This window comes from Modestobacter caceresii, from assembly GCF_000761485.1.
In the GTDB taxonomy this organism is placed as follows: domain Bacteria; phylum Actinomycetota; class Actinomycetes; order Mycobacteriales; family Geodermatophilaceae; genus Modestobacter; species Modestobacter caceresii.
In genome coordinates this window covers 1-25,164 of record NZ_JPMX01000018.1, presented here as the reverse complement: position 1 = coordinate 25,164, position 25,164 = coordinate 1, and the positions used below count along the sequence as shown (strand labels likewise).

Sequence of the window (25,164 nt, the reverse complement as noted above, 5' to 3'; positions counted from 1 at the left end):
GCCGTACGCTGGGACGTCCCCTCCCGCCGGTCCCCGGCCCGACGACCTGCGAGGCAGCAGCGTGTCCCTGAACAACAGCGAGCCCACCGGCACCGGCACCGAACGCGTCAAGCGCGGGATGGCCGAGCAGCTGAAGGGCGGCGTCATCATGGACGTCGTCACCCCCGAGCAGGCCAAGATCGCCGAGGACGCCGGCGCGGTCGCGGTGATGGCCCTGGAGCGGGTGCCCGCCGACATCCGCGTCGAGGGCGGCATCGCCCGGATGAGCGACCCCGACATGATCGAGGGGATCATCGGCGCGGTCTCCATCCCGGTGATGGCCAAGGCCCGGATCGGCCACTTCGTCGAGGCCCAGGTGCTGCAGGCGCTCGGCGTCGACTACGTCGACGAGTCCGAGGTGCTCACCCCGGCCGACGAGGCCCACCACATCGTCAAGCGCGCGTTCACCGTGCCCTTCGTCTGCGGCGCCACCGACCTGGGCGAGGCGCTGCGGCGGATCTCCGAGGGCGCGGCGATGATCCGCTCCAAGGGCGAGGCCGGCACCGGCAACGTGGTCGAGGCCACCCGGCACATGCGGGCGATCCGGGCCGGCATCAAGCGGCTGGGCACCTTGGACGAGACCGAGCTGTTCGTCGCCGCCAAGGAGCTGCGGGCCCCGTACGACCTGGTGGTCGAGGTCGCCCGCACCGGCGCGCTGCCCGTCGTCCTGTTCACCGCCGGCGGCATCGCCACCCCGGCCGACGCGGCGATGATGATGCAGCTGGGCGCCCAGGGCGTCTTCGTCGGCTCGGGCATCTTCAAGTCCGGTGACCCGGCCCAGCGCGCTGCCGCGATCGTGCAGGCCACCACCTTCTTCGACGACCCGTCGGTGATCGCCAAGGTCTCCCGCGGGCTCGGTGAGGCCATGGTCGGCATCAACGTGAGCACGCTGCCGGAGAGCGAGCAGTACGCCAAGCGCGGCTGGTGACCCCGCCGACGATCGGGGTGCTCGCGCTGCAGGGCGACGTCCGCGAGCACCTCGCCGCCCTGCGGGCGACCGGGGCCCGGGCGCGGCCGGTGCGCCGGCCCGGTGAGCTGGCCGAGGTCGACGGGCTGGTCCTGCCGGGTGGGGAGTCCACCACGATGGGCAAGCTCGCCGAGCGGTTCGGCATGCTGCAGCCGTTGCGGGACGCCGTCCGCGCCGGGCTCCCCGCCTACGGGTCGTGCGCCGGGATGATCCTGCTGGCCGACACGGTGCTGGACGCCCCGGCCGACCAGGTGACCATCGGCGGTCTGGACGTGACGGTGCGCCGCAACGCCTTCGGCCGGCAGGTCGACTCCTTCGAGACCGCGGTGCAGCTGGCCGGGGTCCCGGGGCCGCCGGTGCACGCCGTCTTCATCCGGGCGCCGTGGGTCGAGGCGGCCGGCCCGGACGTCGAGGTGCTCGGCCGGGTGGAGGGCGGACCGGCCGACGGTAAGATCGTCGCCGTCCGTCAGGGCCGGCTGGTGGCCACCAGCTTCCACCCCGAGCTGACCGGCGACAGCCGGGTGCACGCGCTGTTCGTGGAGCTGGTGCGGGAGGCGACGGCGATGAGGGCACGAGACCATGCGAGCAGTGCCGGCGCCGGAGCGGACGCGGGCAGTGAGGGGAGAACGGCGTGAGCGGGCATTCCAAGTGGGCGACGACCAAGCACAAGAAGGCCGGCATCGATGCCAAGCGCGGCAAGCTCTTCGCCAAGCTGATCAAGAACATCGAGGTCGCCGCGCGCACCGGTGGCGCTGACCTGTCGGGCAACCCGACGCTCTACGACGCCGTGCAGAAGGCGAAGAAGAGCTCGGTGCCCAACGACAACATCGACCGCGCGGTCAAGCGCGGCGGTGGCCTCGAGGCCGGTGGGGTCGACTACCAGGGCATCACCTACGAGGGCTACGCCGCCGGCGGCGTCGCCGTGTTGATCGAGTGCCTCACCGACAACAAGAACCGGTCGGCGATGGAGGTGCGCACCGCGATGACCCGCAACGGGGGCAACATGGCCGACCCCGGCTCGGTCTCCTACCTGTTCTCCCGCAAGGGCGTCGTCGTGGTCCCCGCGACCGGCACCACCGAGGACGACGTGCTGATGGCCGTGCTGGACGCCGGCGCGGAGGAGGTCCGCGACCTGGGCGACACCTTCGAGGTGGTCTGCGAGCCCTCCGACCTGGTCGCCGTGCGCACCGCCCTGCAGGACGCCGGGATCGACTACGACTCCGCGGACATGGGCTTCCTGCCCAGCGTGCAGGTCGAGCTGGACGCCGACGGCGCGGGCAAGGTCTTCCGGCTCATCGACGCCCTCGAGGACCTCGACGACGTGCAGAACGTGTACGCGAACTACGACGTCTCCGACGAGGTCATGGAGTCCATCGCGTAAGGACCCCGCTGCCCCCCACGCTTCGCAGGCTCAGCGCGGGCCCCTGCAGCGGGGCCGATGGCGTGTCGGAGGTGGGTGCGTTCGACCTCGGCGGTTAGCGTGGTTCGAACAGGTGTTCGCGTCGGCTGGTGGAGGTCCTCATGCGGGTGCTCGGCATCGACCCGGGGCTCACCCGGTGCGGCTGGGGCGTGGTCGAGGGGCGCCCCGGTGCCCGGCCGGTGGCCCTGGGGGTCGGCGTCGTCCGCACCTCGCCCGACCTCGACCTGGAACTGCGTCTGCTGGAGGTGCACACCGCCGTGACCGCGCTGCTCCGTGAGCACCGGCCGACCGCGGTCGCGATCGAGCGGGTGTTCACCCAGAACAACAAGGGGACGGCGACCGGCACCGCGCAGGCCGCGGGTGTCGCCGCGCTGGCCGCGGCGCAGGCCGACGTGCCGGTCGCCTGGCACACCCCCAGCGAGGTCAAGGCCGCCATCTCCGGCAACGGCCGGGCGGACAAGGACCAGGTCACCCTGATGGTCACCCGCGTCCTGGGGCTCGCCACCGCGCCCAAGCCCGCCGACGCCGCCGATGCCCTTGCCTTGGCCGTCTGCCACGTGTGGCGCGGGCCGGCGCAGCAGCGACTGCGGGTCGCGGCGCTGGCCGGCGGCATCGGTGCGCCGGTCCGCCCGGCGACCCTGCCCCGCTGGACGGGCGTGTCCGCGCGATGATCGCCTCGGTGAACGGCCGGGTCGCCGCGGTCTCCCCCGATGGAGCCGTCGTCGAGGTCGGCGGCGTGGGCCTGTCGGTGCAGTGCACCCCCGGCACGATCGCCCGGCTGGCGGTGGGGGAGCAGGCCCGGCTGTCGACCAGCCTGGTGGTCCGCGAGGACTCGTTGACCCTCTACGGCTTCGCCGATGACGACGAGCGGCAGCTGTTCGAACTGCTCCAGACCGCCAACGGCGTGGGCCCGCGGCTCGCCCAGGCGGTGCTGGCGATCCACCCGCCCCGCGAGGTGCGCCGCGCGGTGTCCATGGGCGACCTCAAGGCGCTGATGCAGGTGCCCGGGATCGGCAAGAAGGGCGCCGAGCGGCTGGTGCTGGAGCTCCGCGACCGGCTGGGGACGACGGCCTCGGACACCTCGCTGGACGGCCCGCCGGCGGCCGGTCTCGGCGCGGTCGCCCCGGTGGCCCCGTGGCGCGACCAGCTCACCGCGGCCCTGGTCGGACTGGGCTGGACGAGCCGGGAGGCAGAGACCGCGCTCACCGCCCTCGAACCGGTGGCCGAGGAGCAGCAGCTGGCCGGCGGCGTCCAGGTCGCGGTCCTCCTCCGCCAGGCGCTGCAGATCCTGGGGCGGTCGTGAGCGGCCCGTTCGACCGCGGGCTGTCCGCCGCCGACGCCGGGCCGGGGCGGTTCCCCGACGACCCCGTCGACCCCCGGGCCGGCGACGAGGAGCGGGTCGTCGAGACCGCGCTGCGCCCGCACTCGCTGGCCGACTTCATCGGCCAGCCGAAGGTCGCCCGCCAGCTGGACCTCGTGCTGGAGGGCGCGAAGCGCCGTGGCCGGCCACCGGACCACGTGCTGCTCTCCGGCCCGCCCGGGCTGGGCAAGACCAGCCTGGCCCTGATCATCGGCTCCGAGCTCGGCACCGCGGTGAAGATCACCAGCGGGCCGGCGATCGAACGCTCCGGCGACCTGGCCGCGATGCTCTCCAACCTCGGCCCCGGTGACGTGCTGTTCATCGACGAGATCCACCGCATCGCCCGGCCGGCCGAGGAACTGCTCTACATGGCGATGGAGGACTTCCGGGTCGACGTCGTCGTCGGCAAGGGGCCGGGCGCCACGGCCATCCCGCTGGAGATCCACCCGTTCACCCTGGTCGGCGCCACCACCCGGGCCGGGCTGCTCACCGGACCGCTGCGCGACCGGTTCGGCTTCGTCGGGCAGATGGAGTTCTACGAGGTCGCCGACCTGCAGCGGGTGCTGGCCCGCAGCGCCGACCTGCTCGGGGTGGAGCTGTCCCCGGAGGGGTCGCTGGAGATCGCCGGGCGGTCCCGCGGCACCCCGCGGATCGCCAACCGGTTGCTGCGCCGGGTGCGCGACTACGCCGAGGTGCGTGCCGACGGGCGGGTCACGCTCGAGGTGGCCCGGGCCGCGCTGGCGCTCTACGACGTCGACGACCTGGGCCTGGACCGGCTGGACCGCTCGGTGCTCGACGCGCTGGTGACCAAGTTCGGCGGCGGCCCGGTCGGGGTGGCCACCCTCGCGGTCGCCGTGGGGGAGGAGCCGCACACCGTCGAGGAGGTCTGCGAGCCCTTCCTGGTGCGCGCCGGGCTGCTCGCGCGCACGCCCCGCGGCCGGGTCGCCACGGAGGCGGCCTTCCGGCACCTGGGTCACCCGGTGCCCCGCGGTGGCGTCTCACTCGGCGGGGGCGCAGCCGACCCGCCGTCGGACGGGGCGTCGTCACAGACCCTGTTCGACGCCTAGACTCCTCCGCGCTGGCGCGCAACCCGGCTGCGGCCGGGGCGCCCCGCCCCGGAGCCACTCCCTGCGCAGGTGGGCGTGCGCCGGCGCCGATGTACCCGAGCGGCCCGATCCCGGGCCGCACCCACCGCGCGACTCGCTGCGGTAGAGAGGCTCACCCGTCGTGGAACAGTTCTTCCCGTTGATCCTGCTCGTCCTGGCCTTCGGCCTGCTGATCGTGCTGCCCGCCCGGCAGCGCAAGAAGATGCAGGCGAACGCGCAGGCGCTGCAGGCCTCGCTGACCGTGGGCACCCCGGTCATGCTGACCAGCGGCATCCACGGCACGGTCGCCTCGCTCGGCGAGGGCACCGTCGGCCTGGAGATCGCCCCGGGGGTCGTCATCACCGTGGCCCGCCCGGCGGTCATGGAGGTCCGCCAGCCGGCGTCCGGCGCCGTCCCGCCCGAGGGGGCGACCGGCACCATCGACGGCGACGGCGACCCCACCGACCGCACCCGCTGAGCCGGGTCGACGCATGGCCGCCCGCCAGCTCCCCGCCCGCCGCTACTTCGCGGCGTTCCTCGCGATCGTCGCGGGGCTGTACGCCCTGGTCTTCCTGACCGGCGACCAGCGCACCCCCCAGCTCGGACTCGACCTGCAGGGCGGGACGACGGTGACCCTCGCCGCCCGCACGCCGGACGGCCAGGCCCCGGACCAGGAGGACCTCGAGCTCGCCCGCCAGATCATCGAGCAGCGGGTCAACGGCCTGGGCGTGGCCGAGGCCGAGGTCGTCACCGAGGGCGACAGCAACATCGTCATCTCGGTGCCGGGCGACGACGGCGAGCGGGCCCGCGAGCTGGGCGCCACCGCGCAGCTGCGCTTCCGGCCGGTCCTCGGCGGTCCGGAGCCGGCAGCCGCGGCCGACCCGGAGGCGACCGACCCGGAGGCGACCGACCCGGCGGCCACGGACCCGGCGGCCACCGACCCGGCGGCGACGGACCCGGCGACTGACCCCGAGGCGACCGACCCGGCGGCGACGGACCCGGCGGCCGACCCGGCCGCCACGGACCCCGCCGCCACAGAGCCGGCCGTCGCCGACCCGGACGCACCGGCCGTCACCCAGGAGGAGGCGGTCGCCGAGTACGCGACGCTCACCTGCGACACCACGACCACCGAGGTCGACCAGCCCGACTCCTTCATCGCTGCCTGTTCCGACGACGGGGCCGCGAAGTTCCTGCTCGGGCCGGCCGTCATCGAGGGCACCGACGTCGCAGACGCCACGTCCGGCACCGACGTCGCCACCGGCGAGTGGGTCGTCAACCTGGACTTCACGTCGGCGGGCTCCGCCGCGTGGGCGGAGTACACGACCGCCAACGTCGGCAACAACGTGGCGATCACGCTGGACGGACGGGTCGTCTCGGCGCCGACGATCAACTCGGCCATCGCCGGGGGCACCACCCAGATCACCGGCAGCTTCGACCAGGCGGCCGCCACCGAGCTGGCCAACCAGCTGCGGTACGGCGCCCTGCCGCTGACGTTCAGCGAGGCGACGGCGCAGTCCATCACCACCGAGCTGGGCAGCGAGCAACTGCGGGCCGGGCTCATCGCCGGTGCGATCGGCGTCGCGCTGGTGTTCGTCTACGCGCTGCTCTACTACCGACTGCTCGGCCTGGTCATGATCGCCAGCCTGGTGCTGTCGGCCGTCGTGATCTACGCCTGTCTGGTGCTGCTCAGCCGGGAGATCGGCTTGGCGCTGAGCCTCGCCGGGATCGCCGGGTTCATCGTGTCCATCGGCATCACCGCCGACTCGTTCGTCGTCTACTTCGAACGGCTCAAGGACGAGGTGCGCGAGGGGCGCAGCCTGCGCAGTGCCACGCCACGTGCCTGGGTGCGGGCCCGCCGGACGATCCTGTCCGCCGATGCGGTTAGCTTCCTCGCCGCCGCCATCCTCTACTGGCTGGCCATCGGCGACGTGAAGGGCTTCGCGTTCACCCTCGGCCTGTCCACGGTGCTCGACCTGATCGTCGTCTTCCTCTTCACCCATCCGCTCATGGCGGTGCTCAGCCGGGTCAAGGGCTTCGGGAGCAACCGTTTCTCCGGGCTCGGCCAGGTCGACCACAGCCGGCGCCCCGCCGGGCCGCCGCTGGGCGACCGCGAGCTGGTCGGCGCCGCCACCGGCAGCAGCACGAACGGGAGCAACCGATGACCCCCCGCGACCGGGCCGGTGCCGACAGCGCCGTCCCCGACGGTCTCACCCCCGAGGAGGCGCCGATGCCGGCGCACACGGGCGCGACCGCCGCCGGCGTCCCGGCGCAGAGCGCCGACGAGGCGCCGGCCGTCCCGGCCGACGAGCGGGTGGCCGTCCCGGCCGACGAGCGGGTGGACGCGACGGCGGACGAGGAGGTCGACGACGCCGAGGTACGCGACGAGGCGGCCGGGGACAGCACCGGTGACCAGGCGCTCGCCGACGCCGGGCTCCCGGCCGAGGGGACGGCCCCGGTCGCTGCCCCGGGACGGCCGCGGGCGTCGCTGGCCCACCGCCTCTACAACGGCGAGGCCGGCCTGGACGTCGTCGGCCGGCGGCGCTTCTGGTTCCGGGTGACCGCCGTCGTGATGCTGTTGTGCGTCGCGGCGATGGTCTTCCGCGGGTTCAACTTCGGCATCGAGTTCGCCGGCGGCAACAGCGTGCGGGTCGCGGCCACCAGCGCCGAGCTCAGCGACGTCCGGCAGGCCGCCGAGGACGCCGGGGCCCAGGTCTCCAGCGCCCAGGTGGTCGGCGGTGACTCCGTGCTGCTGCGCACCAGCGCCCTGGACGACGAGACCGAGACCGCCGTCGTGGCCGCGGTCGCCGACGCCGCCGGCGTCGACCAGTCCCAGGTCAGCCAGCAGTCGGTGAGCGCGGACTGGGGTGGCGACGTCACCAACCAGGCGCTCATCGCGCTCGCCGTCTTCCTGGTCGCGGTGGTCGCCTTCCTCGCCGTGCGGTTCCGGCCGACGATGGCGATCGCTGCGATCGTCGCGCTGCTGCACGACATCGTCGTGACCGCCGGCATCTACGCGCTGGTCGGGTTCGAGGTCTCGCCGTCGACGGTCATCGGGTTGCTCACCATCCTGGGCTTCTCGCTGTACGACACCGTCGTGGTGTTCGACAAGGTCGACGAGAACACCAAGGACCTGGAGAAGAACGCCCGGTCGACCTACGGCGAGGCCGCGAACCTGGCGGTCAACCAGACGCTGATGCGCTCGATCAACACCTCGGTCATCGCGTTGCTGCCGGTGGCCGGGCTGCTGTTCGTCGGTGCCGGGCTGCTCGGGGCGGGGACGCTGAAGGACCTCGCCCTGGTGCTCTTCGTCGGCCTGGCGGCCGGCACCTACAGCTCGATCTTCCTGGCCACCCCGGTGCTCGCCGAGCTCGAGGAGCGCCGGCCCGAGCAGCAGGCGCTGCGCCGGCGGGTGCTGGCCCGCCGGTCGGCCGAGGCCCGTCAGGGCGGCGCCCGGGTCGATGCCCCCGTGGCGACGGCCCGGCGGGGGAGCGGGGCCACCCGTCGGTCCGCGGTGGCGCTCGCCGAGCGGGACGAGGCCCTGCCCGAACAGCCGACGGCGGACGTGCCGATCGAGTCGCCGGCCTCGGTGCGGCCCGGCGTCCGGGGCGGGACGACCACGCCCCGGCCCGGTCAGCGGCCGGCCCGGCCGGGACAGCGTCCGGCCGGTCGGAAGCGGCGATGAGCACCCTCCGGGACGGCGAGCTGCCGATCGACGAGCTGATCGCCACCTTCTCGGTGGACGTGCCCGACTTCCCCGAGCCCGGGGTGCTGTTCCGCGACCTGACACCGGTCTTCGCCGATGCCGGGGCGTTCCGGCGGGTCGTCGACGCGCTCACCGAGCCCGCCGACGTCGACCCACGGGCGGCTGCGCTGGGCGGGGCCGACGGCGGGCCGGGCTTCGACGTCGTCGCCGGGATCGAGGCGCGCGGGTTCCTGCTCGCGGCCGCCGTCGCCCTGGACGCCGGGACCGGCGTCCTCCCGGTGCGCAAGGCCGGCAAGCTGCCCCGCGAGGTCGTCACCGCGGACTACGCGCTGGAGTACGGATCGGCGACCCTGGAGCTGCACACCGACTCGATCAGGCCCGGTCAGCGGGTGCTGCTCGTCGACGACGTGCTGGCCACCGGGGGCACGCTGCAGGCCGCGATCGCCCTGGTGGAACAGCTCGGCGGGGTGGTGACCGCGGTCGCCGTCGTCGTGGAGCTCTTGGCGCTCGGCGGGCGGGAGCGCATCGCGCCGCACCCGGTGCACGCGCTCTGGCGGGTCTGAGCCGACGGCCCCCACCCCGGGTGAGCGCGGGGCGCGAGACCCGGCGGCGCGCGGCTAGCATGGGAAGGGTCCACCTCCTCAACAGTGCAGGAGCACCCGTGGCCTCTGACGTCGTCGCACCGCAGACGTCCGGCGCGCCCGCCGTCGAGGAGGCGCCGCCACGGGTGGCGCTGCCCGAGCGGCCCGCCGTCCGTCGTCCCGACGACGTGGCCCCCGAGCCGGGCGGGGAGGCCGATACCGCGCCCCGTCGCCGGGTCCGCGACCGGCTGGCCCGGCGGATCGTCGCCGGGCAGCGCTCCACCGGCATCCGCCCGGTGCTGGAGCCGCTGTCGGTGCTGCACCGGCAGAGCCACCCGAAGGCCGACCTCGCCCTGCTGCAGCGGGCCTACGACGTCGCCGAGGAGGCGCACGCCGAGCAGAGACGCAAGAGCGGTGACCCCTACATCACCCATCCGCTCGCCGTCGCCACCGTGCTGGCCGGGCTGGGGATGGACACGACGACGCTGGTCGCCGCGCTGCTGCACGACACGGTCGAGGACACCGGCACCACGCTGGAGTCGATCACCGCCGACTTCGGTCCCCAGGTGGCGCACCTGGTCGACGGCGTCACCAAGATCGACAAGGTCAAGTTCGGCGACGGTGCCCAGGCCGAGACGATCCGCAAGATGATCGTGGCGATGTCCCGCGACCCGCGGGTGCTGGTCATCAAGCTCGCCGACCGGCTGCACAACATGCGCACGCTGCGCTTCCTCCCGCCGGAGAAGCAGGAGAAGAAGGCGCGCGAGACGCTGGAGATCCTCGCCCCGCTGGCCCACCGGCTGGGCATGAACACGATCAAGTGGGAGCTCGAGGACCTCGCGTTCGCCACGCTGTACCCCAAGCGGTACGACGAGATCGTGCGGCTGGTGGCCGAGCGTGCGCCGTCCCGGGACACCTACCTGGCCGAGGTCACCTCGGCGGTCACCGAGCAGCTGAAGGCGGCCAAGATCGAGGCCGCCGTCACCGGCCGGCCCAAGCACTACTACTCGATCTACCAGAAGATGATCGTCCGCGGCCGGGACTTCACCGACATCTGGGACCTGGTCGGCATCCGGATCCTGGTCGAGTCCGTCCGCGACGTGTACGCGGCGCTGGGCATCATGCACGCGCACTGGCAGCCGGTGCCCGGCCGGTTCAAGGACTTCGTGGCGATGCCGAAGTTCAACATGTACCAGTCGCTGCACACGACGGTGATCGGTCCGCAGGGCAAGCCGGTCGAGCTGCAGATCCGCACGCACGACATGCACCGCACCGCGGAGTACGGGATCGCGGCGCACTGGAAGTACAAGGAGAAGGCCAAGGCCGCCGGCGGCAAGGCCGACCTCACCCCGGCCCCGGGCGCGCCGGGCGACGACATGCTCTGGCTCCGCCAGCTGCTCGACTGGCAGCGCGAGGCGCAGGAGCCCGGCGAGTTCCTGGAGACGCTGCGCTACGACCTCGGTCCGCAGGAGGTCTTCGTCTTCACGCCCAAGGGCGACGTGATCAGCCTGCCGGGGGAGTCGACGCCGGTCGACTTCGCCTACGCGGTGCACACCGAGGTCGGTCACCGGTGCATCGGCGCCCGGGTCAACGGCAACCTGGTCTCCCTGGACAGCCGGCTGTCCAACGGCGACGTCGTGGAGGTCTTCACCTCCCGCTCGCCGAGCGCCGCCCCCTCCCAGGACTGGCTCTCCTTCGTCGGCAGCTCCCGGGCCCGCACCAAGATCCGCCAGTGGTTCACCAAGGAGCGTCGCGAGGACGCCGTCGAGGCCGGCAAGGACGCGCTGACCAAGGCGATGCGCAAGGCCGGCCTGCCGCTGCAGCGCCTGCTGGGTGGGGAGTCGCTGGCCACCCTCGCCGCCGACCTGCACTACCCCGACGTCAGCGCGCTGTACGCGGCGGTGGGGGAGAACCAGGTCTCCGCGCACTCGCTCGTCGAGAAGCTGCTCACCGCGCTCGGCGGCTCAGAGGGCGCGGCCGAGGACATCGCCGAGACCGCGATCCCGACCAAGCGCACCGTCGCCCGCACCGCCAGCGGTGACCCGGGGATCGTCGTGCACGGCATGACCGACGTGTGGGCCAAGCTCGCCAAGTGCTGCACCCCGGTGCCCGGCGACGACATCCTCGGCTTCGTGACCCGCGGTGGCGGGGTCAGCGTGCACCGCACCGACTGCACCAACGCCGCGGACCTGCAGGCCAAGCCCGAGCGGCTGGTCGAGGTCGACTGGGCCTCCCAGCCCGGGGCGGTGTTCCTGGTCGCGATCCAGGTCGAGGCGCTGGACCGGCACCGGCTGCTCTCCGACGTCACCCGGGCGCTGGCCGACGAGCGGGTCAACATCCTGTCCGCCTCGGTGCAGACCAGCCGGGACCGGGTGGCGATCAGCCGGTTCACCTTCGAGCTGGCGGACCCGGCGCACCTGGGCGCGGTGCTGCAGACGGTGCGCAACGTCGACGGCGTCTTCGACGTGGAGCGCGTCACCGCCTGACGAGGGACCCGCTGCCCCACGCCTCCGTCAGCAGCGGGTGGCGACGACCGCGTACAGCGGATCGCCGACGCCCGGTGCGGTGCGCAGCTCGACGGTGGGCTCTCCGTAGCCTCCGCTGCGGCGTACCAGCTCCGCGATGACGGCGCCGTGCTGCTCGTCGTCGGTGGCCAGCCATCCGCGGACGGCCTTGGTGGGGAAGCACCGGTTGGAGAAGGTCACCGCGAGCACCCCGCCCGGACGCAGCACCCGGCCCATCTCGGCCAGCACCTCGACCGGCCGGGTGAGGTAGTCGATCGACACGCAGCACACCACCGCGTCGACGTCGTCGTCGGGCAGCGGGACGGTCGGGTCGGCGTTCAGGTCGTGCACCAGGCGCGTGGAGGCCGCGGGGTTCGCCGTGAGCTCGTCGGCGTTCATGCCCAGCACGACCAGGTCGGCCGGCGGGGTGCGGAAGTGCGACACCCAGGAGGACATCAGGTCCAGCACGCGGGTCGGCCGGGGCGCCGACCCGTCGATGCCCAGCTCGGCGTAGAGGTCCCCGACCGCGGCGATCGCCGCCTCGTCGATGTGGGTGACCAGCCTGGGCCGGTCGTAGAAGCGCGCGTCCGGGCCGTCGTCGTTCCGGTCGAAGAAGCCCGGGGGGAAACCCGCGTACGGGTCGGCGTCCATCGCCCCAGTGTGTGGCCGCGGACGCAGGAGGGCCCGGCCTCCAGGTGGAGACCGGGCCCTCCTGCCGCGTGCGCTACTGCTGGACGGTGGCCGACTCGATCGTCACCGGCTGCGCCGGTGCACCGTCGGTGGCGCCGCCCTCGATGCCGGCGGCCGCGATCGCGTCCAGCGTCGCCAGCCCGGCCTCGTCGATGGTGCCGACGACGGTGTAGTCCGGCTGCAGCTGGCTGTCGGCGTAGACCAGGAAGAACTGGCTGGCGTCGGTGCCCTGCCCGGCGTTGGCCATCGCGAGCGTGCCGCGCGGGTAGGTCTCCGCGCCGGTCACCTGGGTCGGGAAGTCGTAGGTCGGGCCGCCGGTGCCGGTGCCGCTGGGGTCACCGCACTGCAGCACGCTCAGCCCGCCGCTGGTCAGCCGGTGGCAGGGCGTCCCCTCGAAGAAGCCCTGCTGCGCCAGGTAGACCATGCTCGCCGCGGCACAGGGCGCGTTCTCCTGGTCCAGGGTCAGCCCGATGTCGCCGGCGGAGGTGGCCAGCGTCAGGCCCGTGGTGCCGGTCGTCGGCACCTCGGCCGGCGGGATGCCGACGTCGGTGAGGGTGTCGCTGCCGGAGGTGTCCGGGATGAAGTCGCAGGTCCCGTCGCTGCCGTCCACCACCGGGGCAGCGGTGGTCCCGGGGGCGGCGGCGGTGTCGGGCTCCTCGTCGTCGCCCAGGCCGGTGATGAGGAACAGCGCGGCGACCACGGCGACGACGGCGAGGACGGTCACCCCGATCAGCGTGTTGCGCCGGCGCTTCTGGGCGAGCTCCTCGCGCCGCTCGAGCTGGCGCTGCAGCCGTCGCTGCGCAGCCTCACGACGCTGCTTGTTGGTCGGCACTCTTCTCGGCTCCTCGGGCTCTGCGCTGCGCCGGGGGCGGCCGCGACCGGGGCCGCGCGCCCACACCACGGCGTGTGTCGAGTGCGGAGTGTAGGGGGGTTCCCTGTCCGGACCCTGGCAGCGCCAGCTGGGCGGATGTCGCCCGCGTAACCTGCACGGGTGCTCATCCGCTCCTTCCCCGCCGGCGCGTTCGGCACCAACTGCTACGCCGTCGCCCCCGGGGCCGGGCAGGAGTGCATCGTCGTCGACCCGGGGATGGACGCGGTCGAACCGCTGGCCCGGATGCTGGCCGACGACGGGCTCAAGCCGGTCGCGGTCGTGCTCACCCACGGCCACCTCGACCACACCTTCTCCGTGCTGCCGGTCTGCTCCGGCTACGACATCCCCGCCTACCTGCACCCCGAGGACACCGGCATGCTGTCGGACCCGGCGCGCTGGCACGGTCCTCAGCTCGCCCCGCTGATCACCGGCGTGCAGCTCCCGGACCCCGCCGACGTCCTCCCGCTGGCCGACGGGGCGACGATCTCGCTGGCCGGGGTCGACCTGACCGTGCGGCACGCGCCGGGCCACACCCGCGGCTCGGTGGTCTTCTCCCTCGACCTGGGAGAGGCCCCCGGCCTGCTCGCCGGTGACGTGCTGTTCGCCGGTTCGGTGGGCCGGGTCGACCTCCCCGGCGGGTCCTGGGAGGACATGCTCGGCTCGCTGCGCGACGTCGTCCTGCCGCTGGACGACGAGACCGTCGTCCTCCCCGGGCACGGGCCGGCCACCACGATCGGGCGCGAGCGCGCCACCAACCCGTACCTCGCGGAAGCCGCGAGTGCACCGAAGGGACGAGGTCTCTGATGAGCGAGCCCATGCGGGCTCCCAAGGGCACGTTCGACACGCTGCCCCCGGACTCGGCGCAGTTCCTCGCCGTCCGCGACACCCTCACCGCGCCGCTGCGGCGAGCGGGCTACGGCTACATCGAGACGCCGACGTTCGAGGACACCGCCGTCTTCTCCCGCGGGGTGGGGGAGTCCACCGACGTCGTCTCCAAGGAGATGTACACGTTCACCGACCGCGGTGGCCGGTCGCTGACGCTGCGGCCCGAGCTCACCGCCGGGCTCATGCGGTCGTTCATCGAGCACCGGCTCTACGCCGGCGCCCTGCCGGTGAAGCTGTGGGCGGTCGGGTCGGCGTTCCGCTACGAGCGCCCCCAGGCCGGCCGCTACCGGCACTTCACCCAGGTCGACTGCGAGGCCCTCGGCGTCGACGACCCGGCGCTGGACGCCGAGGTCGTGGCGCTGGCCGTGCAGGGGTTCCGCGACCTGGGCCTGCGCGACTTCGAGCTGCAGCTGACCTCACTGGGTGACGCCACCTGTCGCCCGCAGTACCGCGAGCTGCTGGTCGACTTCCTCGCCAAGCTGGACCTGGACTCCGACACCCGGCGCCGGGCGGAGATCAACCCGCTGCGGGTGCTCGACGACAAGCGCCCTGAGGTGCAGGCCCAGCTGGACGACGCCCCGCTGATGGTCGACCACCTCTCCGACTCCACCAAGGCGCACTACGACGCCGTCCGCGAGCACCTCACCGACCTCGGTGTGGCCTGGACCGAGGCCCCGCGGCTGGTGCGCGGGCTGGACTACTACACGAAGACGACGTTCGAGCTGGTCCACTCCGGGCTCGGCTCGCAGTCGGCGATCGGCGGCGGCGGCCGCTACGACGGGCTGTCGGCGTCCCTCGGCGGGCCGGACCTCTCCGGCATCGGCTACGCCGTCGGGGTGGACCGCACGCTGCTGGCGGTGCAGGCCGAGGGGCTGGACATCGCCACGTCGGCCGGCGTGCAGGCGTTCGTCGTCCCGCTCGGCGCGGAGGCCAAGCGGCTCGCCGTGAAGCTGGTCGGCCAGCTGCGGGAGGCCGGGGTCTCCGCCGACACCGTCTACGGCGACCGCGGGCTCAAGGGCGCGATGAAGGCCGCCGACCGGTCGGGTGCCTCGCACGCGGTGGTGCTCGGCGACCGGGATCTCGCCGAGGGCGTCGCGCAGCTGCGCGACCTGCGATCGCACGAGCAGGTCGCCGTCCCCCTGGCCGAGCTGTTCGACCGGGTGCGTGCGACGGTGGGTGCGTGACAGTCACCGACGGCATCGCCGAGTCCGCCAACACCCCGCTCGAGACCCGCCCCCTGGGCCGGACCGGCGCCGACGTCTCCGTCGTCGGCCTCGGCACCTGGCAGCTGGGCGGTGACTGGGGGAACGTGTCCGAGGACGACGCCGCCGCGGTCCTCGACGCTGCGCTGGACGCCGGCGTCACCCTGCTGGACACCGCCGACGTCTACGGCGACGGCCGCTCCGAGGAGCGCATCCGCAAGGCGCTGGCCGCCCGCGGCGAGCGCCCCTTCGTGGCCACCAAGGCCGGCCGTCGCGCCGACCCGTTCGCCGCCGAGACCTACACCCCGGAGAACCTGCGGGCCTGGATCGACCGGAGCCGGCGCAACCTCGGCGTCGACACCCTGGACCTGGTGCAGCTGCACTGCCCGCCCCCGGCCGTCTACTCCGACGAGCGGGTCTACGAGACCCTCGACGCGCTGGTCGAGGAGCAGGCGATCGCGGCCTACGGCGTCTCGGTCGAGACCGTCGCCGAGGGCCTCACCGCCCTGCAGCACCCGGGCGTGCAGTCGATCCAGGTGATCCTCAACGTCTTCCGGCGCAAGCCGCTGGAGCAGCTGCTGCCCGCCGCCCAGCGCGCCGAGGTCGGCATCCTCGCCCGGGTGCCGCTGGCCAGCGGCCTGCTGTCGGGCAAGTACTCCACCGACACCACCTTCGCCGCCGACGACCACCGGAACTTCAACCGCAACGGTGAGGCCTTCGACGTCGGCGAGACCTTCGCCGGGGTGCCCTTCGAGGTCGGTGTCGCCGCCGCCCGCGAGGTCACCGAGATCGCCGGCCCGGACGTCACCACCGCCGCCTTCGCGCTGCGCTGGGTCATCGACCAGCCCGGTGTCACCACCGTCATCCCGGGCGCGCGCAACGTGCAGCAGGCGCTGGGCAACGTCGCCGCCGCCTCGCTGCCGTCACTCAGCGCCGGCCAGCTCGCCGACCTCGAGCGCGTGTACGACGAGCGCATCCGCGCCCACGTGCACGACCGCTGGTGACCGCCATCCCGTCCCGCACCTGCTGAGACCCTCTGTTGAGACTCCGCACCCCCTGAGAGAGGCACTACCTTGCTCCGCACCCACGACGCCGGCACGCTCCGCGCGACCGACGCCGGTTCCACGGTCACCCTCGCCGGCTGGGTCGCCCGCCGGCGCGACCACGGCGGGGTCGTCTTCCTCGACCTGCGCGACGCCTCGGGCTACGCCCAGGTCGTCGTCCGCGAGGAGGAGGCGCACGCGCTGCGCAACGAGTACTGCGTGCTCGTGACCGGCGACGTCCAGCGGCGTCCGGCCGGCAACGAGAACGCCGACCTGCCCACCGGGGAGATCGAGGTCGTCGCCAGCACGCTGCAAGTGCTCTCGGCGTCCGCGCCGCTGCCGTTCCCGATCGAGACGGCGCAGGCCGCCGGTGACGACGTCCGGTACGCCCACCGGTACCTGGACCTGCGCCGCCAGGGACCGGCCTCGGTGCTGCGGCTGCGCAGCGAGGTCAACCGGATCGCCCGCGGCGTGATGGCCGGTCACGGGTTCACCGAGGTGGAGACGCCGTCGCTGACCCGCTCCACCCCCGAGGGCGCCCGGGACTTCGTCGTCCCGGTGCGGCTGCAGCCGGGCCACTGGTACGCCCTGCCGCAGTCGCCGCAGCTGTTCAAGCAGCTGCTGATGATCGGTGGCCTGGAGCGGTACTACCAGATCGCCCGCTGCTTCCGGGACGAGGACTTCCGCGCCGACCGGCAGCCGGAGTTCACCCAGCTGGACTTCGAGATGAGCTTCGTCGACCGGGACGACGTGCTCGCCATCGCCGAGGACGTCATCCGGGCGTTGTGGCAGGAGCTGGCCTCGTACACCGTGCCGGAGATCCCGCGGATGACCTACCGCGAGGCGATGGACCGGTTCGGCTCCGACAAGCCGGACCTCCGTTTCGGCATCGAGCTGACCGAGCTGACCAGCTACTTCGCCGAGACCCCGTTCCGGGTGTTCCAGGCGCCCTACGTCGGCGCGATCGTGATGCCCGGTGGTGGGTCGCAGCCGCGACGCGCGTTCGACGCCTGGCAGGACTGGGCGCGCTCGCGCGGGCACAAGGGCCTGGCCTACGTGACCATCGCCGAGGACGGCACCCTCGGTGGCCCGGTGTCGAAGAACATCTCCGAGTCCGAGCGGGCCGGCCTGGTCGAGGCCGTCGGCGCGAAGCCGGGGGACTGCGTCTTCTTCGCCGCCGGCCCCCGCCGCGGGGCCCAGGAGCTGCTCGGGGCCGCGCGCAACGAGATCGCCAAGCGGCTCGAGCTCATCGCCCCCGGGTCGTGGTCGTTCCTGTTCGTCGTCGACTTCCCGATGTTCGAGGAGACCGAGGACGGCGACTGGACGTTCATGCACCACCCGTTCACCTCGCCCACCCCGGAGTGGCGGGAGCGGTTCGCCGAGGACAAGGGCGCGGCGCTGTCCGACGCCTACGACCTGGTGTGCAACGGAAACGAGCTGATGAGCGGTTCGGTCCGCATCGCCGACGCCGCGCTGCAGGAGCGGGTGTTCCAGACCCTGGGCATGACCCAGGAGGAGGCCCGGGCGCAGTTCGGCTGGTTCCTGGAGGCCTTCGACTACGGGCCGCCGCCGCACGCCGGCGCGGCCATCGGCTGGGACCGCACCGTGGCGCTGCTGGCCGGCGTCGACTCGATCCGTGAGGTCATCGCCTTCCCGAAGACCGGCGCCGGCTTCGACCCGCTGACCGGCGCACCCACGCCGATCACCCCGGCCCAGCGCAAGGAGGCCGGCATCGACGTCGAGCCCGACGCCGACCCCGCCCCGGGCGAGCCCGGTGCCCCCGGCCCGACCGACCCGACGAAGCAGGCCTGACCTCCCCGCCCTGGTGTTGATCATCGGCGAATGGCTGCCCGTGCCGGCGTGTCGGGCAGCCACTCGCCGATGATCAACGTGGCTGGGGGCGCCAGCCGCGGCTGAGCAGGGCGCGGCGGGTCCGGTCGACGACGACCTGAGGCCGGAGCAGGTGCGACCGCGCGAACCGGAGCACCAGCCAGCCGTCCGCGGCCATCAGCGAGTACCGGTCGACGTCTCGCCCGAACTGCTCGGTGTCGGCGTGCTGCCGTCCCTCGTACTCCAACAGCAGCTTCCACTCGCGGTAGCCGAGATCGCCGTGGGCCACCTCTCGGCCCCATCGATCGGTCACCGGCACCTGGGGTTCTGGATCGGGCAGCTCGCTGGCGAGCAGCCAGTAGCGCATGACGCTCTCCGGCCGGGACTGGGCCAGCGGGCTCAACAGCGGTGCACAGGTTCGTGCCCGCACCACGCCCCGCACCCGGTCGGCGCGGCCGAGCCGCGCCCCGAGTCGGGCTGCGTCGAGGTGGCCGGCGCGGAGCAGGGCGTCTCCCACGGCGACGAGCTCCTGCGGTGGGAGCACGGCAGCCACGTCGAGGAACGTCTGCGCTCCCGAGGTGCCCCGGAGGCCCCGGTCCAGGACCACGTCCTCGGCCGCCAGGCGTCGACCGTGGACCACCAGGCCGGCGTGCTGGGGGAGCACCCGGCGCGGGGTCAACGCGACGTGCGGGTGGGGCGGCGGCGCGAGCTGTGCCCCCAGGAGGGCAGCGGCCGTCTGGTGGCTGAACGCGGCATCCGGCGGCAGCACGGTGGCCAGGAGCGCGAGACGTTCGCGCTCGTCGAGGGCGTCGTCGAGGCGGACCACCAACCCGTGCGCCAACCGGACGTAGGACGACCCACGCAGCGCCGCCCGGGTCAGACCGGCGGATCGTGCAGTGGCTGTAGTGAAGAGCTGCGGCGCCATGGCTCACACCGTCTGGCCTGCCAGCCCGCCGCGGGAGCGGCCGAAGCCGATCTGTGGACGCGCCGAGGCGCTGTGGACGACGTCGTGCCGACACCCGATCCTTGGGTTGATCATCGGCATCTGGCTGGTCGACACGCCGAGTGCGGCAGCCAGACGCCGATGATCAACAGGGCCTCAAGCTGAGGTGGAGGGTCTCAACCTGAGGTGGAGGGTCAGGCGGCGTTCAGGCGGGCCAGGTGTTCAGGGGCCAGGTGCAGGGCGGCGGCGGCCGCGGAGTCGGTGATGGACTCCGTCCGGGAGGCGCCGGGGATGGGGACGACGACGTCGGCCTGGGCCAGGTGCCAGGCCAGCGTCACCCGGTACACCGAGGTGCCCAGCTCGTCGGCGACGGCGGCGAACTCCGCGGCCGTCGAGCCCAGCGACTTGGCGGCCGACACCCCGCCGAACGGGCTCCACGGCAGGAACGCCAGCCCGTGCTGCGCGCAGTGCGCGAGCTCCCCGGCCGAGGACCGCCAGCCGGGGGAGAACTGGTTCTGCACGCTGACCAGCGCGTCGCCGACGATCGCCCGGGCCGCGTCGATCTGGTCGACGTCGGCGTTGGAGATCCCGGCCAGCTGCACCAGCCCGTCGTCCACGAGCTCGCGGAGCGCACCCATCGACTCCTCCCACGGCGTCGTCGGGTCGGGCCGGTGGAACTGGTAGAGCCCGATCGCCTCGACGCCCAGCCGGCGCAGCGAGGCCTCGCAGGCCCGGCGCAGGTAGGCCGGCGAACCGTCCAGCTCCCACTCGGCGCCGCGGCGGGTGTGCCCGCCCTTGGTCGCCACGAGCACGTCGCCCGGGGAGCCGTAGGACGCCAGCGCCCGGGCGACCAGCTCCTCGTTGTGGCCGAACTCTGCCTCGTCGTGGGCGTAGGCGTCGGCGGTGTCGATCAGCGTGACGCCGGCGTCCAGCGCGGCGTGGACCACGGCCGCGGCCTCGTCCGGTGACGGGCGAGGGTCCTTCGTGGACAGGGGCATCGCCCCCAGCCCCACCGCGCTGACGGTCCGGTTCCCGATGCGTCGCTGCTCCATGGGACGGTCGTGCCCCCCAGGTAGCTTCGCAATCGTGACCTCCCTGTTCGACCCCGAGCCCGCCGACGGCCCGCCGCCGGTCGACCCGGGCGCCCCGCTGGCGGTCCGGATGCGGCCGCAGTCGCTGGACGAGGTGGTCGGCCAGCAGCACCTGCTCGGCCCGCGCGCCCCGTTGCGCCGGCTGGTCGAGGCCGACGAGCCGATGTCCCTGGTGCTCTACGGCCCACCGGGCACCGGGAAGACGACGCTGGCGCACGTCATCTCGCTGGCCACCCAGCGCTCCTTCGTCCAGCTGTCGGCGCTGGACTCCGGGGTCAAGGAGGTGCGCGCGGTCATCGCGGACGCCAAGCGCGAGCTCACCCACGCCGGCCGGCGCACCGTGCTGTTCATCGACGAGGTGCACCGCTTCTCCAAGACCCAGCAGGACTCCCTGCTGTCCGCGGTCGAGGACCGGATCGTGAGCCTGATCGCCGCGACCACCGAGAACCCGTTCTTCTCCGTGGTCAGCCCGCTGCTGTCGCGCAGCCTGGTGCTGGCGCTGCAGTCACTGGACGACGAGGACGTGCGCACGGTGCTGCGCCGGGCGCTGACCAGCGAGCGCGGGCTGGACGGCGCGGTGACGCTGACCGCCGAGGCCGAGGAGCACCTGCTGCGGGTGGCCGGCGGTGACGCCCGCAAGGCGCTGACCGCGCTGGAGAGCGGGGCCGGAGCGGCCCGGGCGGCCGGCTCCGACGTCCTGGACCTGGCCACCCTGGAGACGGCGGTCGCCCAGGCCGCGGTGCGCTACGACCGCTCCGGCGACCAGCACTACGACATCGCCAGCGCGCTGATCAAGAGCATCCGGGGCAGCGACGTCGACGCGGCGCTGCACTTCCTGGCGCGGATGGTGGAGGCGGGGGAGGACCCCCGCTTCATCGCCCGCCGGCTGGTCATCTCGGCCAGCGAGGACATCGGCATGGCCGACCCGACCGCGCTGCTCACCGCGGTCGCCGCCGCCGACGCGGTCGCCTTCATCGGCATGCCGGAGGGGCACTTCCCGCTGGCGCACGCCGTCGTCCACCTGGCCACCGCACCGAAGTCCAACGCGATCACCACGGCGATGGGGGAGTCGGTCGCCGACGTGCGCGCCGGGCTGGCCGGGCCGGTGCCGCCCGGGCTGCGCGACGCGCACTACGCGGGGGCGAAGAAGCTCGGGCACGGCGGGACCTACGTCTACCCGCACGCCCACCCCGACGGCGTCGTGCCGCAGCAGTACCCGCCCGACGCGCTGGTCGGCCGCGACTACTACCGGCCGACCGGGCGCGGGGTGGAGGCGCAGATCGGGGCCCGGCTGGCCAAGTTGCGGGCGATCGTCCGCCGTCGCAGCTGAGCCGCACGAGCGGGCGTCGTCGGTGGCGGCGGCTAGGGTGACCCGACCGGTGGACCTCCACCGGGAACGTGCACGAGACGACGAAGGGGACCCTCGAGTGTCCGCAGGAGAGATCGCCGGGCTCATCGCCGCCGGCGCGTTGGTGCTGCTCGTCATCCTGGTGGCGGTGCCGCTGCTCAAGCTGGGGCGGACGCTGGACGAGACGACGCTGACCATCCGTCAGGTCCGCGAGCAGAGCCAGCCGATCCTGAGCCAGGCGTCGACGACGGTCACCCACGTCAACGCCAACCTCGAGCGGGTCGACGACATCACCGGCAACGCCGCGAACGTCTCCAGCAACGTCGCCGCCCTCACCAGCGTCTTCGCCGCCACCCTCGGCAGCCCGCTGATCAAGGTCGCCGCCTTCAGCTACGGGGTCCGCAGCGCCGCCCGCAAGAAGCGGGAGGGCCAGGCCGTCGCCGACGCCCAGCGCACCGCCCGTGAGGACCGTCGCAACCGGCGCGCAGCCCGGCGGGCCGCCTGATGCGCCGGCTGTTCTGGCTGGCCATGGGGATCACCATCGGTGCCCTCGTCGTCCGCAAGCTGACGAAGACCGCGGAGAAGCTCACCCCGCAGGGGATTGCCGGCCAGCTGGCCGAGGGCCTGCGCGAGCTGGCCGACGCGATCGGCGACTTCGGCGCCGACGTCCGCGCCGCCGCCGCGCTCCGGGAGGACGAGCTGCGTGCCGGCACGGGGCTCGACGCCCCGCTGCCCGACAGCGGTCAGGTCTCCCTGCCCGACGCGCTGCCCCGCCGCGGCGCCCACGCCGCGGACAGCTGAACCACCTCCCCTCCGGGCGCCGCCCCTGCGCCCGTCCCGCGCTGAAGGACCGAGACCACCCGCATGCAGACCGCCGAGATCCGCCGCCGCTTCCTGGAGCACTTCGAGAGGCGGGGGCACACCGTCGTCCCGAGCGCCTCGCTGGTGTCGCCCGACCCCTCGCTGCTGTTCACGGTGGCCGGGATGGTGCCCTTCATCCCGTACCTGACCGGCCGTGAGCCGGCGCCGTACCCGCGCGCGACCAGCGTGCAGAAGTGCGTGCGCACCCTCGACATCGAGGAGGTGGGCAAGACCACCCGGCACGGCACGTTCTTCCAGATGAACGGCAACTTCTCCTTCGGCGACTACTTCAAGGCCGAGGCGATCCAGTTCGCCTGGGAGCTGGTGACGGGCCGGGTCGAGGACGGCGGGCTGGGGCTGGACGCCGAGCGGATCTGGCCGACGGTCTACCTGGACGACGACGAGGCGTTCGACGCCTGGCGGGCCTACGTCCCGGCCGAGCGCATCCAGCGCCGCGGCAAGGACGACAACTACTGGTCCACCGGTGCGGCCGGCCCGGCCGGGCCCTGCTCGGAGATCCACTACGACCGCGGGCCGGAGTACGGCCCCGACGGCGGGCCGGAGGCCGATCCCACCGGCGATCGGTTCCTGGAGATCTGGAACCTGGTCTTCATGCAGTACGAGCGGGGCCCGGGGGAGGGCAAGGAGTTCCCGATCCTCGGCGAGCTGCCGAAGAAGAACATCGACACCGGCATGGGCTTGGAGCGGGTGGCCTTCCTGCTGCAGGGCGTCGACAACATGTACGAGATCGACCAGGTCGCCCCGGTGCTGCACCGGGCCGCGGAGCTCGCCGGCGTGCGCTACGGCGCCGACCACGAGGCCGACGTCCGGCTGCGCGTGGTCGCCGACCACGTGCGCAGCGGCCTGATGCTCATCGGCGACGGGGTGACCCCGGGCAACGAGGGGCGGGGCTACATCCTGCGCCGGCTGCTGCGCCGGGCGGTCCGCTCGATGAAGCTGCTCGGGGTCGAGGAGGCCACGCTGCCGGAGCTGCTGCCGGTCTCCCGCGACGCGATGAGCCCCAGCTACCCCGAGCTGGCCACCGACTTCGCCCGCATCTCCGGGATCGCCTACGCCGAGGAGGAGGCGTTCCGGCGCACCCTGACCGCCGGCACGGCGCTGTTCGACACCGCCGTCGGCCAGGCCAGGAAGTCCGGTACCCCGGCCCTGTCGGGGGAGCAGGCCTTCTCGCTGCACGACACCTACGGCTTCCCGATCGACGTGACCCTGGAGATGGCCGCCGAGCAGGGCGTCCGGGTCGACGAGGAGGGCTTCCGCGCCCTGATGAAGGAGCAGCGGGACCGGGCGCGCGCCGACGCCCGCGCCAAGCGCACCGGCGCCGTCGACGTGCTGGCCTACCGGCGGCTGCTGGGTGAGCACGGGCCCACCGACTGGCGGGCCTACGACACCCTGCGCACCGACTCCCGGGTGCTCGGCGTGGTCGACGAGGAGGACACCGACGGCGAGCCGGTCGTCGGCGCAGGCTCGGTCACCCGGGTCGTGCTGGACCGGACGCCCTTCTACGCCGAGTCCGGTGGTCAGGTCGCCGACGCCGGCGAGCTGACCTGGGACGGCGGCCGGGCCGAGGTCATCGACGTCCAGCGCCCGGTCAAGGGCCTGGTCGCCCACCAGGTGCGGGTGCTCGAGGGAGAGCTGCGGGCCGGCACCGAGCTCACCGCCCAGGTCGACCGCGAGTGGCGGCTCTCGGCCTGCCAGGCGCACTCCGGCACGCACGTGGTGCACGCGGCGCTGCGCCAGGTGCTGGGCCCGCAGGCACTGCAGTCCGGGTCGTACAACCGGCCGGGCTACCTGCGACTGGACTTCGCCTGGCAGGGGGCACTGTCCGCGCAGCAGCGGATCGACGTCGAGGACGTCGCCAACGCCGCCGTCCGGGCCGACCACGGGGTCCGCGCGCTCTACATGACGCTCCCGGAGGCGCGGGAGTTCGGTGCGCTCGCGCTGTTCGGGGAGACCTACGGCGAGCAGGTCCGCGTCGTGGAGATCGGTGGTGAGTGGTCCCGCGAGCTCTGCGGTGGCACCCACGTCCACGGCAGCGCCCAGATCGGCACCCTCGCGCTGACCGGGGAGAGCTCGGTCGGCTCCGGGGCCCGCCGGGTGGAGGCCGCCGTGGGCTTGGAGGGCTTCCGGTACCTGGCGCGGGAGCGTGACCTGGTCCGCCAGCTCGCCGACCTGCTGAAGACCCCCCAGGACGGGATCGCCGACCGGGTGAGCGGCATGCTCGAGCGGCTGCGGGAGGCCGACAAGGAGCTGGCCGACCTGCGCGCCCGGCAGACCCTGGCCGCCGCCGGGGACCTGGCGGCCGGTGCCCGCGACCTCGGCGGGGTGGCCGTCGTGACCGGCGCACCGGCCGGGCTGTCCGGTGGCGACCTGCGCAGTCTCGCCCTGGACGTGCGCGGCCGGCTCGGTGAGCGGGCGGCGGCCGTGTTGCTCGCCTCCGCCGCGGACGGCAAGGTTGCCCTGGTGGCCACCGTCAACCCGGCGGCGCAGCAGCGGGGCCTGTCGGCGAACGACCTGCTGCGGGCTGCGGCGCCGGCCGTGGGTGGTCGCGGTGGTGGCAAGGCCGACGTGGCGCAGGGTGGCGGTACCGATCCCTCGGGCATCCCTGCGGCCCTCGCGGCCGTCGAGCAGACGATCGGAGCGGCCACGACGTGAGCGAGGCGTCCGACGGGCCCGGCACCGGGCCCGTGGAGGAGCGGACCGGACGGTCCGGTCGCCCGCCG

General features: G+C 73.7%; 23 protein-coding genes. 19 read left to right on the top strand and 4 right to left on the bottom strand.

All coding sequences use genetic code 11. The annotated features are described in order from the left end of the window. The first annotated feature begins 61 nt into the window (after positions 1-61). From pdxS to IN07_RS05490, 11 genes are all read left to right on the top strand, one after another. The gene (pdxS, locus tag IN07_RS05540) at positions 62-967 is read left to right on the top strand and encodes a pyridoxal 5'-phosphate synthase lyase subunit PdxS (RefSeq protein WP_156119049.1); all 906 of its coding nucleotides are present in this window, start codon (positions 62-64) and stop codon (positions 965-967) included. After that, positions 964-1,641 carry a pyridoxal 5'-phosphate synthase glutaminase subunit PdxT gene (gene pdxT / locus IN07_RS05535; protein ID WP_036334216.1) on the top strand — a complete coding sequence of 226 codons (678 nt, stop codon included), beginning with the start codon at positions 964-966 and terminating at the stop codon, positions 1,639-1,641. The genes pdxS and pdxT overlap by 4 nt, the downstream gene beginning before the upstream one ends. Beyond that, the gene (locus tag IN07_RS05530) at positions 1,638-2,387 is read left to right on the top strand and encodes a YebC/PmpR family DNA-binding transcriptional regulator (protein ID WP_036334214.1); all 750 of its coding nucleotides are present in this window, start codon (positions 1,638-1,640) and stop codon (positions 2,385-2,387) included. Before pdxT ends, IN07_RS05530 begins: the two co-directional genes overlap by 4 nt. Positions 2,388-2,515: 128 nt before the next feature. After that, positions 2,516-3,097 carry a crossover junction endodeoxyribonuclease RuvC gene (gene ruvC, locus IN07_RS05525; protein ID WP_231558013.1) on the top strand — a complete coding sequence of 194 codons (582 nt, stop codon included), beginning with the start codon at positions 2,516-2,518 and terminating at the stop codon, positions 3,095-3,097. Beyond that, positions 3,094-3,729, top strand: coding sequence for a Holliday junction branch migration protein RuvA (gene ruvA, locus IN07_RS05520; protein ID WP_036334213.1), 636 nt, complete (start codon positions 3,094-3,096; stop codon positions 3,727-3,729). The genes ruvC and ruvA overlap by 4 nt, the downstream gene beginning before the upstream one ends. Further along, the gene (gene ruvB, locus IN07_RS05515) at positions 3,726-4,853 is read left to right on the top strand and encodes a Holliday junction branch migration DNA helicase RuvB (RefSeq protein WP_036334212.1); all 1,128 of its coding nucleotides are present in this window, start codon (positions 3,726-3,728) and stop codon (positions 4,851-4,853) included. The genes ruvA and ruvB overlap by 4 nt, the downstream gene beginning before the upstream one ends. 160 nt (positions 4,854-5,013) lie before the next feature. Next, positions 5,014-5,349, top strand: coding sequence for a preprotein translocase subunit YajC (gene yajC, locus IN07_RS05510; protein WP_036334211.1), 336 nt, complete (start codon positions 5,014-5,016; stop codon positions 5,347-5,349). Between the two features lie 13 nt (positions 5,350-5,362). Continuing rightward, entirely contained in the window at positions 5,363-7,033 is a 1,671-nt protein-coding gene (gene secD / locus IN07_RS05505) for a protein translocase subunit SecD (protein WP_052090879.1), read from the top strand. Next, on the top strand, positions 7,030-8,553 hold the full coding sequence (gene secF, locus IN07_RS25100) for a protein translocase subunit SecF (RefSeq protein ID WP_231558012.1): 1,524 nt from the start codon (positions 7,030-7,032) through the stop codon (positions 8,551-8,553). Before secD ends, secF begins: the two co-directional genes overlap by 4 nt. After that, positions 8,550-9,137 (top strand): adenine phosphoribosyltransferase, encoded by a 588-nt coding sequence (locus tag IN07_RS25095; protein WP_036334209.1) that lies wholly within the window; start codon positions 8,550-8,552, stop codon positions 9,135-9,137. The genes secF and IN07_RS25095 overlap by 4 nt, the downstream gene beginning before the upstream one ends. Positions 9,138-9,235: 98 nt before the next feature. Beyond that, complete coding sequence (locus IN07_RS05490) at positions 9,236-11,641, top strand: RelA/SpoT family protein (RefSeq protein ID WP_197058365.1); 2,406 nt, start codon at positions 9,236-9,238, stop codon at positions 11,639-11,641. Between the two features lie 27 nt (positions 11,642-11,668). On the opposite strand, the gene IN07_RS05485 is transcribed toward IN07_RS05490, so the two are convergent. Together IN07_RS05485 and IN07_RS05480 are read right to left on the bottom strand one after the other, a co-directional pair. Beyond that, positions 11,669-12,310: a class I SAM-dependent methyltransferase gene (locus tag IN07_RS05485; RefSeq protein WP_036334207.1), complete on the bottom strand. Its 642-nt coding sequence runs from the start codon at positions 12,308-12,310 to the stop codon at positions 11,669-11,671. Between the two features lie 73 nt (positions 12,311-12,383). Beyond that, positions 12,384-13,181, bottom strand: coding sequence for a peptidylprolyl isomerase (locus IN07_RS05480; protein ID WP_036334206.1), 798 nt, complete (start codon positions 13,179-13,181; stop codon positions 12,384-12,386). Positions 13,182-13,340: 159 nt separating this feature from the next. Here IN07_RS05480 and IN07_RS05475 point away from each other — a divergent pair, with 159 nt between their 5' ends. The 4 genes from IN07_RS05475 (at position 13,341) to aspS (ending at position 18,162) form a co-directional block, all read left to right on the top strand. Continuing rightward, on the top strand, positions 13,341-14,024 hold the full coding sequence (locus IN07_RS05475; RefSeq protein ID WP_036334204.1) for an MBL fold metallo-hydrolase: 684 nt from the start codon (positions 13,341-13,343) through the stop codon (positions 14,022-14,024). Next, a complete protein-coding gene (gene hisS, locus IN07_RS05470) occupies positions 14,024-15,289 on the top strand; it encodes a histidine--tRNA ligase (RefSeq protein ID WP_036334203.1) in 1,266 nt (421 codons plus the stop codon). The genes IN07_RS05475 and hisS overlap by 1 nt, the downstream gene beginning before the upstream one ends. Beyond that, positions 15,286-16,311 carry an aldo/keto reductase gene (locus IN07_RS05465; RefSeq protein ID WP_231558011.1) on the top strand — a complete coding sequence of 342 codons (1,026 nt, stop codon included), beginning with the start codon at positions 15,286-15,288 and terminating at the stop codon, positions 16,309-16,311. The genes hisS and IN07_RS05465 overlap by 4 nt, the downstream gene beginning before the upstream one ends. A 69-nt stretch (positions 16,312-16,380) precedes the next feature. Continuing rightward, positions 16,381-18,162, top strand: coding sequence for an aspartate--tRNA ligase (gene aspS, locus IN07_RS05460; protein ID WP_036334202.1), 1,782 nt, complete (start codon positions 16,381-16,383; stop codon positions 18,160-18,162). 73 nt (positions 18,163-18,235) lie between these two features. Here aspS and IN07_RS05455 read toward each other — a convergent pair whose 3' ends face one another. Both IN07_RS05455 and IN07_RS05450 read right to left on the bottom strand, forming a co-directional pair. After that, positions 18,236-19,105 carry a DUF559 domain-containing protein gene (locus IN07_RS05455; RefSeq protein ID WP_036334201.1) on the bottom strand — a complete coding sequence of 290 codons (870 nt, stop codon included), beginning with the start codon at positions 19,103-19,105 and terminating at the stop codon, positions 18,236-18,238. Positions 19,106-19,317: 212 nt separating this feature from the next. Continuing rightward, complete coding sequence (locus IN07_RS05450; RefSeq protein WP_036334200.1) at positions 19,318-20,175, bottom strand: aldo/keto reductase; 858 nt, start codon at positions 20,173-20,175, stop codon at positions 19,318-19,320. 34 nt (positions 20,176-20,209) lie between these two features. Here IN07_RS05450 and IN07_RS05445 point away from each other — a divergent pair, with 34 nt between their 5' ends. From IN07_RS05445 to alaS, 4 genes are all read left to right on the top strand, one after another. Then, complete coding sequence (locus IN07_RS05445; RefSeq protein ID WP_036334198.1) at positions 20,210-21,544, top strand: replication-associated recombination protein A; 1,335 nt, start codon at positions 20,210-20,212, stop codon at positions 21,542-21,544. Between the two features lie 97 nt (positions 21,545-21,641). After that, positions 21,642-22,067 (top strand): DUF948 domain-containing protein, encoded by a 426-nt coding sequence (locus tag IN07_RS05440; protein ID WP_036334197.1) that lies wholly within the window; start codon positions 21,642-21,644, stop codon positions 22,065-22,067. After that, positions 22,067-22,363, top strand: coding sequence for a hypothetical protein (locus IN07_RS05435; protein WP_036334195.1), 297 nt, complete (start codon positions 22,067-22,069; stop codon positions 22,361-22,363). Before IN07_RS05440 ends, IN07_RS05435 begins: the two co-directional genes overlap by 1 nt. Positions 22,364-22,426: 63 nt before the next feature. After that, the gene (gene alaS, locus IN07_RS05430; RefSeq protein ID WP_036334193.1) at positions 22,427-25,096 is read left to right on the top strand and encodes an alanine--tRNA ligase; all 2,670 of its coding nucleotides are present in this window, start codon (positions 22,427-22,429) and stop codon (positions 25,094-25,096) included. The last annotated feature ends 68 nt before the right edge of the window (positions 25,097-25,164 follow it).

Coding starts and splice junctions, on each gene's coding strand:
- ruvA (WP_036334213.1), top strand. CDS start 3,094: ATGATCGCCTCGGTGAACGGCCGGGTCGCCGCGGTCTCCCCCGATGGA.
- secD (WP_052090879.1), top strand. CDS start 5,363: ATGGCCGCCCGCCAGCTCCCCGCCCGCCGCTACTTCGCGGCGTTCCTC.
- secF (WP_231558012.1), top strand. CDS start 7,030: ATGACCCCCCGCGACCGGGCCGGTGCCGACAGCGCCGTCCCCGACGGT.
- IN07_RS25095 (WP_036334209.1), top strand. CDS start 8,550: ATGAGCACCCTCCGGGACGGCGAGCTGCCGATCGACGAGCTGATCGCC.
- IN07_RS05485 (WP_036334207.1), bottom strand. CDS start 12,310: ATGGACGCCGACCCGTACGCGGGTTTCCCCCCGGGCTTCTTCGACCGG.
- hisS (WP_036334203.1), top strand. CDS start 14,024: ATGAGCGAGCCCATGCGGGCTCCCAAGGGCACGTTCGACACGCTGCCC.
- IN07_RS05455 (WP_036334201.1), bottom strand. CDS start 19,105: ATGGCGCCGCAGCTCTTCACTACAGCCACTGCACGATCCGCCGGTCTG.
- IN07_RS05450 (WP_036334200.1), bottom strand. CDS start 20,175: ATGGAGCAGCGACGCATCGGGAACCGGACCGTCAGCGCGGTGGGGCTG.
- IN07_RS05435 (WP_036334195.1), top strand. CDS start 22,067: ATGCGCCGGCTGTTCTGGCTGGCCATGGGGATCACCATCGGTGCCCTC.
- alaS (WP_036334193.1), top strand. CDS start 22,427: ATGCAGACCGCCGAGATCCGCCGCCGCTTCCTGGAGCACTTCGAGAGG.